This window comes from Candidatus Ichthyocystis sparus (genome assembly GCF_900078745.1).
In the GTDB taxonomy this organism is placed as follows: domain Bacteria; phylum Pseudomonadota; class Gammaproteobacteria; order Burkholderiales; family 2013Ark19i; genus Ichthyocystis; species Ichthyocystis sparus.
Map to the genome: position 1 here is coordinate 1 of NZ_FKII01000062.1, position 6,812 is coordinate 6,812.

The following is a 6,812-nucleotide window of genomic DNA, read 5'->3' on the forward strand; positions in this document are numbered from 1 at the left end:
CTCCTGGCAAGTGCACCAACTTTAGAAAAGAGACCTTTAATCATTAGAGCACACTCAGGAAGTACCATAGCACATAGTGAAGCACAATCTAGAGCAACAGCGGATTTTTGAGCAGAAAACCTTCCCCTACCACTCTCAGCAGCCACCACCTCGCCTATAGCAACAGCTGAAGAAGAAACAGCAACAGAAGTACCACGTTTTCGGACAGAAGCCTTAGCCTTACCCCTAGTGCTCACCTTCTTACCTGTGCTTTGAGAAATTGAAAGAGCTACTACAGGAACATCAACAATAGCAAGGACTCTAATAAAATTTTCGCAACTAGCAGTGCTCATTGATCCATCTTCTAGTTCAGAAAAAAATTTACCAGTTGCTCTATCCCACTCCAAGTCAAATACAGATTCTATCTCCCCACGAATAGCACAATCTAGTCTCGACAAAAAACCTAATAACCCTACTCCACTTAATGTCACTAGCTCACTATCAGAGGAACTTGACAATACTCTAATACTCCCAAGAGCACGTATAAAATTAGTATAATACCTGCAGTAATACACATAAACTAACCTAGACATAAATCTAAGTAGATGCAGCTTCCTATAGGTTTTGAACCAAATAGCTCTCTCAAGGTCCGAAAACTCACTAATCATTACCGTTGAAATGTAATCTGCTATCGATCTTGAGAAAGACAGTTTGGCATAAGAACGAACTTCGCGAAAGACACTACGAATTAATTCAGCACTGTCAGGATGTAATTTAACACCCAGCAAATCAACACACTTAACAGATTCGGAAAGTGCACTAGAAGAATCTCCTAATGACAATGAAGGGCCCAATTGTAAATCAGATTGAGAACGCGTATGTTCAGGATGAGACTGAGGTGGTAATAATTTAGAACCAGAAGGGGGAGTGTATGTAATATCTGTAACACTAACTCCTGATGCCGAACACTCACCTGTGCCTTTACTTATTGCACGGCGGTCTTTACCTCCTGTAACTGCCGATGATGCTAGCGGAGGAACATCGACAACTTCGAGGACATCGAGGACATCGATAAAATCTTTACAACTAACAGAATTCAAGGACCCTTCTTCCAGAGTAACAGAAGCTTCACTCCAATAAGAGTCAAAAATAGACTTCACATTATTATGGACAGCACAATCTAGGCTCGATAAAAAATCTGACAACCTATCTCTAGGTAATGGCACTGCATTACCTTCAGGAAAATTAGAGAGTACTCGAATGTCAGGAAGAGCACGTATGAAACCAGGGCGGTGCTCATGATGGTAATCGCCAAAACATCTGGATACAAAACTACATTCATACATCAACCTATAGGTAAAGTACCAAATAGCTTGCCCAGTCACAGTAAGTCTGTCACTCACATCTGCTGTAAGTTGTTTGCCTATCATACTCTCATAGGTACGTCTAGAAAATACATCCATTTCAGAAAAGAGATCTTTAATTATTAGAACACTCTCAGGAGATAACGCAACACCCAGCAAATCCGAAACGTCCGAATCAGCAACAGTGGCTGATTTTTGAGCAGAAAAACTTCCTCCTATACCACCACTACCAACTTCTTTGCCTATAGTAGTAGCTGAAGAAGAAACAGCAACAGAAGTGCCATGCTTTTGGGAAGAAGACTTGCCTCCACCCTTACCAACAGTGGTAGCAATGGTTGAAGTAATAGAAGGAGAAGGAAAAACCTCAGCTTGCTGCAAATTATCACCCTGTTGTACAGCAACCTCATTGTCACCGCTATCATCCTCATTATCTGGGGCAACACTACTGGCTACAGATGATACAGGATACATAACAAGCTCTCTTTATATTTATTATCTGTCATTTAATATTTTTAATATCAACTCACACACCACACCACACCACACCACACCACAAATAAGAAAGGGTCACAATCGGAGGCAGAATCGTACATTATCACTACTGAGTGACCTCAAATGAAATGATTCACACAGGCAGACAAAACCAAGGGAAAAAACACACCCCGGGGGACGATGGTAGCTTGTATATAAATATAAAAAAACAAACATTTACATACAAAAAATAATAATTAATTGTACAAATAAAGTATTAATAAACAACACATTAATAGATAATTACTTGATTAATAAATATGCATTAATCGCGCAACAACCTCTCTCCGATCATTGCTCATATTATTTTTGTTATTCCTTAATTTAACATCCAACCATTAATCAACGCACCAACATTACAGGAAAAAAGTAAGCACAATCACATAACGAAACGCACACAACATATCAAATATGACAGGTATACACAGAATAATACATAGCAGTTAATAAAAAACTAGTATAGATCCAAGTTACTTGTCATACAGGACTTATTTGATACAAAGGTCATATAAAATTAACAATCATGTATCACGTGCAACATAAACATCCAATATATCTACTGATGTACAATTTTGTTATGAATTATTCTTTCGTCAAATCAGCATAAATTATATATAAAATAAAAACTCACCAATGGGGAATCATGTGTTTCTTAAATAACATAAAATTTACTCTCAATTTCACAAATATTCCTAACTATTTCATGATCAATATGAACACATCATTAACTCCAAAGAAACAAGTGGTTTCCGTTAGATCATGGATAACGAAAAAATCAACGCACCACACTAAACACACTGCAAAAACACCCCCTACACACGATAAACGAATAAAGTTATGTAATGCTAATAGTAGGAAGAATAAATTCTCACAAACTACTCATTTCTTTTACTTTTACACCCACTTCCTCTTCTATCACTACCCAGATGTGAAGAAGCCTCCCCTCTACCACCTCTCATAGACATACTTGATTCATCGGCAGGTGCTGACAAAGGTGGCAAACATCAATTCTACAATGCTGCCAATCTCACTCCCACATACTCACTAGCAACAGCATCGGTAGCAGCAGCCACTGGCAAAACATTACCAACATCCACAGGTGCATAAAAGAAAGGAGAAAGGTCCAGCAACGTCAATACTACTCATAGATACAAAAGAGGAGGAAGAAAGGAAAGGTCCAGCAGCTACATAACTAGTCGTAGACACCTCAAAAGGTCCCTTAAATTGCATAACAAATGATTTCTTAGGTCCACTAAAATAACTACTATGCCGCAAGAGGTCCTTTAATAGCGACAACAGAAACAGAAGAAGGGGAAGTAATCGGCATTGTTAGATGCTCAAATGATAATGCAGAACAGAAGTTGATTCACCTACTAAAGCTGCCGAGGCGGAAACAACATCTTCCGTAGTTAATGCAACTTCTCTAGTCAATACAGGTGACTCTGGAGAGGAGGAGTAAATATCAGCAATACAACACATTTATATTTAATACAAAAGTTCATAAATTTAACAATTGTTCATCATGTACAATATAAGCATCCAGCATAGATTCTTGTATACAAATTTTATTATTGGTTAATGATGTTCCAACAAAAAACTCAAAAATTAAGAAGTGATTGCTATATGTACGATGTTATATTTCAATGATTCTTTTTATTTTAATTAATTTACAGTAGATAGTATTAGTACTACATAAAAAAACAAATCTTACATATTTAACCATCGATTATATAACAAATACATCATGCTCCTTTGTAGATGGATGAATTAATACTACTGAGCATTATTTTACTCAGTATGCTCCGTATTACAAAGTTGTAGCACTAAGATGAAAAAATGGTAGCAGCAGTAGTTAATAACATAAAAATTATAAATACGATAAAAACACGGATTAATGTATTGATAATAAGAAGGTGTAAAAAAATAAAAAACTACCTATAAGAACATGTCCCCTATATCAAACATGCAAGAAACACAAGAGGTAAATTTATTGTATAAAAAATAAACATCCCCTCACATCAAACTCATAAAATCATGTAACACTGATAGTAAGAAGTAAGATTAATTCTCACAATTAACTTTTACTTTTCCTTTTACGACCACTTCCTCTCTGAGCATTACCCCTATGCGAAGAAGGTACCCTTACCCTTCCTCTACCACCTCTCATAGACCCACTAAATTCACTGGCAGGTGGTGGTGAAGGTGGAAGCCCATGATTCAGCAATGCTGCCAATCTCTCTCCCACATCCTCAGAATCAGTAGCAGCAGCCACTTGCGGAACACTAGCAACACCCACAGATGCAGAAGAGGAGGAAACAGCACTACTCATAGGTACCTCAAAAGACCTCTTAACTGATTGCATAATAAAGGATTTCTTGGGTCCGCGAAAATAAGCAGAAGAACTACTGCCAGCTGCCGCAGAAGATTCCCAGAGAGCAGCAGAAACAGAAGAAGGGGCAGTAGTAATCGGCACTATTAGCTGCTCAGATGAGGACGCAGGAGTTGATTCACCTACTAAAACTCCCGACTCAGAAACAATAACTTCCGAGGCTAATCCAACTTCTCTAGTCAACACAAGTGACTCTGTAGAGGAAAAGGAAACATCTGCATCTAATCCTGATTCAGATGGAGATGAAGACAAAGATAAAGATGAGGATACAATCGAGGGTGATGAAGAGTGAGGCGAAAGTAAGTCATCTCCTGACCCACTCAACGCAGAAACAACACCTACTGAAATCAACTCTTCAGCTGATGGTGGCAAAGAGAGGGAAATATCAGAAGCTACTACCGGCTCAGGTACAGGAGAAGATGCAGGTAATTCACCTTCTCCCAAATCAAGAGAAGCACCTTTCTCAGTAGAGACAAAAACACCATCCCCCTCATTAGAAAAAGACTCACAAGAAACAGTTGATACAGCAACAGGATCGGTAATAAGAGGAAAAGAAGATCCAGCAGCACCTCCAGGTAATGCTACAAAAGTAGAAACAGCAGCAGATACATTACCAGATTGATCTCTATCTCTATAATAAAGCGATTTAACAAATTTAAGAGAAGACTGACTAGAATCCTCCTCTAATAGCAACAAAGACCCTAACCGCGTCCCAGATTCTCTATAACAAAGCGATTTAACAAATTTAAGAGAAGACTGACTAGAATCCTCCTCCAATAGCAACAAAGACCCTAATCGCGTCCCAGATAGAAGATGATGCTTAGGTAACGACTCACGTTGAACAAGAAGCAAAGAAGATTTGGGCTTGGATTTTTGCTTGGTCTTGGATTTGGATTTGGGGCGAACTTGCTGAAGGGAGGCGTCCAAAGAACAAGCACCACTTCCTGATTTTTTGCTGCTCTTATTTATCACACGTTTTTTTTCATATTCTTGAGAAATTGAAAATGCTACCACGGGAACACTAACAGCATCGAAAATATTAATAAGATCTTTACAATCAACATCACTCAATGATCCATCTTCTAGTTCGGCAAAGACTGAATCAGCTACCCTATCCCACTCCAAGCTAAATATAGACTCCACTTCCTCGCGAATAGCACAATCCAGCTTCGATAAAAAACTTAGTAACTCAGCTCCACTTAATGGCACTACATTACGATCAGAGGAACTTGACAATACTCTAATACCAGCAAGAGAGCGTATAAAATCAGGACGGTACCCGTGATGATACAGACAAAGACACCTAGCCATAAAACTAAGTAAATGTAGTTCCCTATATGTTCTGCACCAAATAGCCTGCTCAACTGCAGAAAGTTCACTACTTACAGCCCTTAAGAGACGTTTCAGTGCCATCGAGTAAGACGTTTTGGCAGATCTACGAATGACAGAAAAGAGATTGCAAATTAGTTTAGCACTATCAGGATGTAACCTAACACCAAGCAAATCAACATATTGAACAGACAATGAAGCACAAGAGGAAGAGATCGAAACTGCAGAAGCAGTTGAAGTACTCGCTTTAGTAGAAACAGGCAGCACCCCAACAGCAGTAGTACAAACAGTCCCTGCCTCAGAATAAGTAGAGACAGGAACTCCAACACTATCGCTACCTTTATGTCTTTTTGCCACAATCAGACCAGAAGAAGATTCACCCACAGAGTCTCCAACAGAAGAAGACAGCAGAGTCAATTCAGTAAGTGCACTGGAAGTCTCTCCTAATGGCAACGAAGAACCCAATTGCGAACCACCAGATTGAGATGGTAATGACCGAGGACTGGGAGGAGAAGAATGCGTAAGGTCTATAACACTAGTTACTGACACTGCACTCTTACCTTTACCACCTCTTCCCTTTGTGGAGACACGTACCCTTGCAGATAACGCTACTGCGGGAATGCCAGCAACGTCAAGGACCCTAACAAAATCTCTACAACTAATAGCACTCAAGGACTCATCTTCCAGAGAAACAGAAACCTCACTCCAACAAGAGCTAAAAACAGACTCCATCTCTCTACGGATAGTACAATCCAAACACAATAAAAAATCTAGCAAATTACCTCTGGCATCAGATAGTACTTGAATTTTAGAAATAGAACGTACAAAATCAGGGCGGTGCTTAGTATGGTACTCACCAAAACACCTGGACACAAAACTAACCTCACACGTCGCCTTGTAGGTCCTGTACCAAATAGCTCTCTCAGTCACCGAAAGCTTGTCACTTATTTCTTGTGGGAGCTGTTTGCTTACCATGTCTTCATAAATACTCCTGGCAAGTGCATCAACTTTAGAAAAGAGACCTTCAATCATTAGAGCACACTCAGGAAATACCATAGCACATAGTGAAGCACAATCTAGAGCAACGGCAGATTTTTGGGCATAAAACCTTCCTCTACCCCTCTCAGCATCCACCTCTTTATCTACAGCAGTAGTAGTGGTTGAAGAAGAGCCTGGCTCCGTAACCTCAACCGCACATTCATTCCCACTTCGCAGCTTCT

5 protein-coding genes are annotated in these 6,812 nt (G+C 39.4%); all 5 read right to left on the reverse strand.

Annotated elements, in window-relative coordinates; genetic code table 11:
- On the reverse strand, positions 1 to 1,814 hold a 1,814-nt coding region (locus tag A6733_RS07135; protein ID WP_141663477.1), incomplete at its 3' end, for a hypothetical protein.
- A 935-nt stretch (positions 1,815 to 2,749) separates the two neighbouring features.
- A complete protein-coding gene (locus A6733_RS09705) occupies positions 2,750 to 2,875 on the reverse strand; it encodes a hypothetical protein (protein ID WP_278183861.1) in 126 nt (41 codons plus the stop codon).
- Between the two features lie 9 nt (positions 2,876 to 2,884).
- On the reverse strand, positions 2,885 to 3,010 hold the full coding sequence (locus A6733_RS09710; protein WP_278183862.1) for a hypothetical protein: 126 nt from the start codon (positions 3,008 to 3,010) through the stop codon (positions 2,885 to 2,887).
- 193 nt (positions 3,011 to 3,203) lie between these two features.
- On the reverse strand, positions 3,204 to 3,353 hold the full coding sequence (locus A6733_RS09035) for a hypothetical protein (RefSeq protein ID WP_176696166.1): 150 nt from the start codon (positions 3,351 to 3,353) through the stop codon (positions 3,204 to 3,206).
- A 595-nt stretch (positions 3,354 to 3,948) separates the two neighbouring features.
- Positions 3,949 to 6,812 (reverse strand): hypothetical protein (locus A6733_RS09040; RefSeq protein ID WP_176696786.1); only part of this gene is annotated, 2,864 nt, incomplete at its 5' end.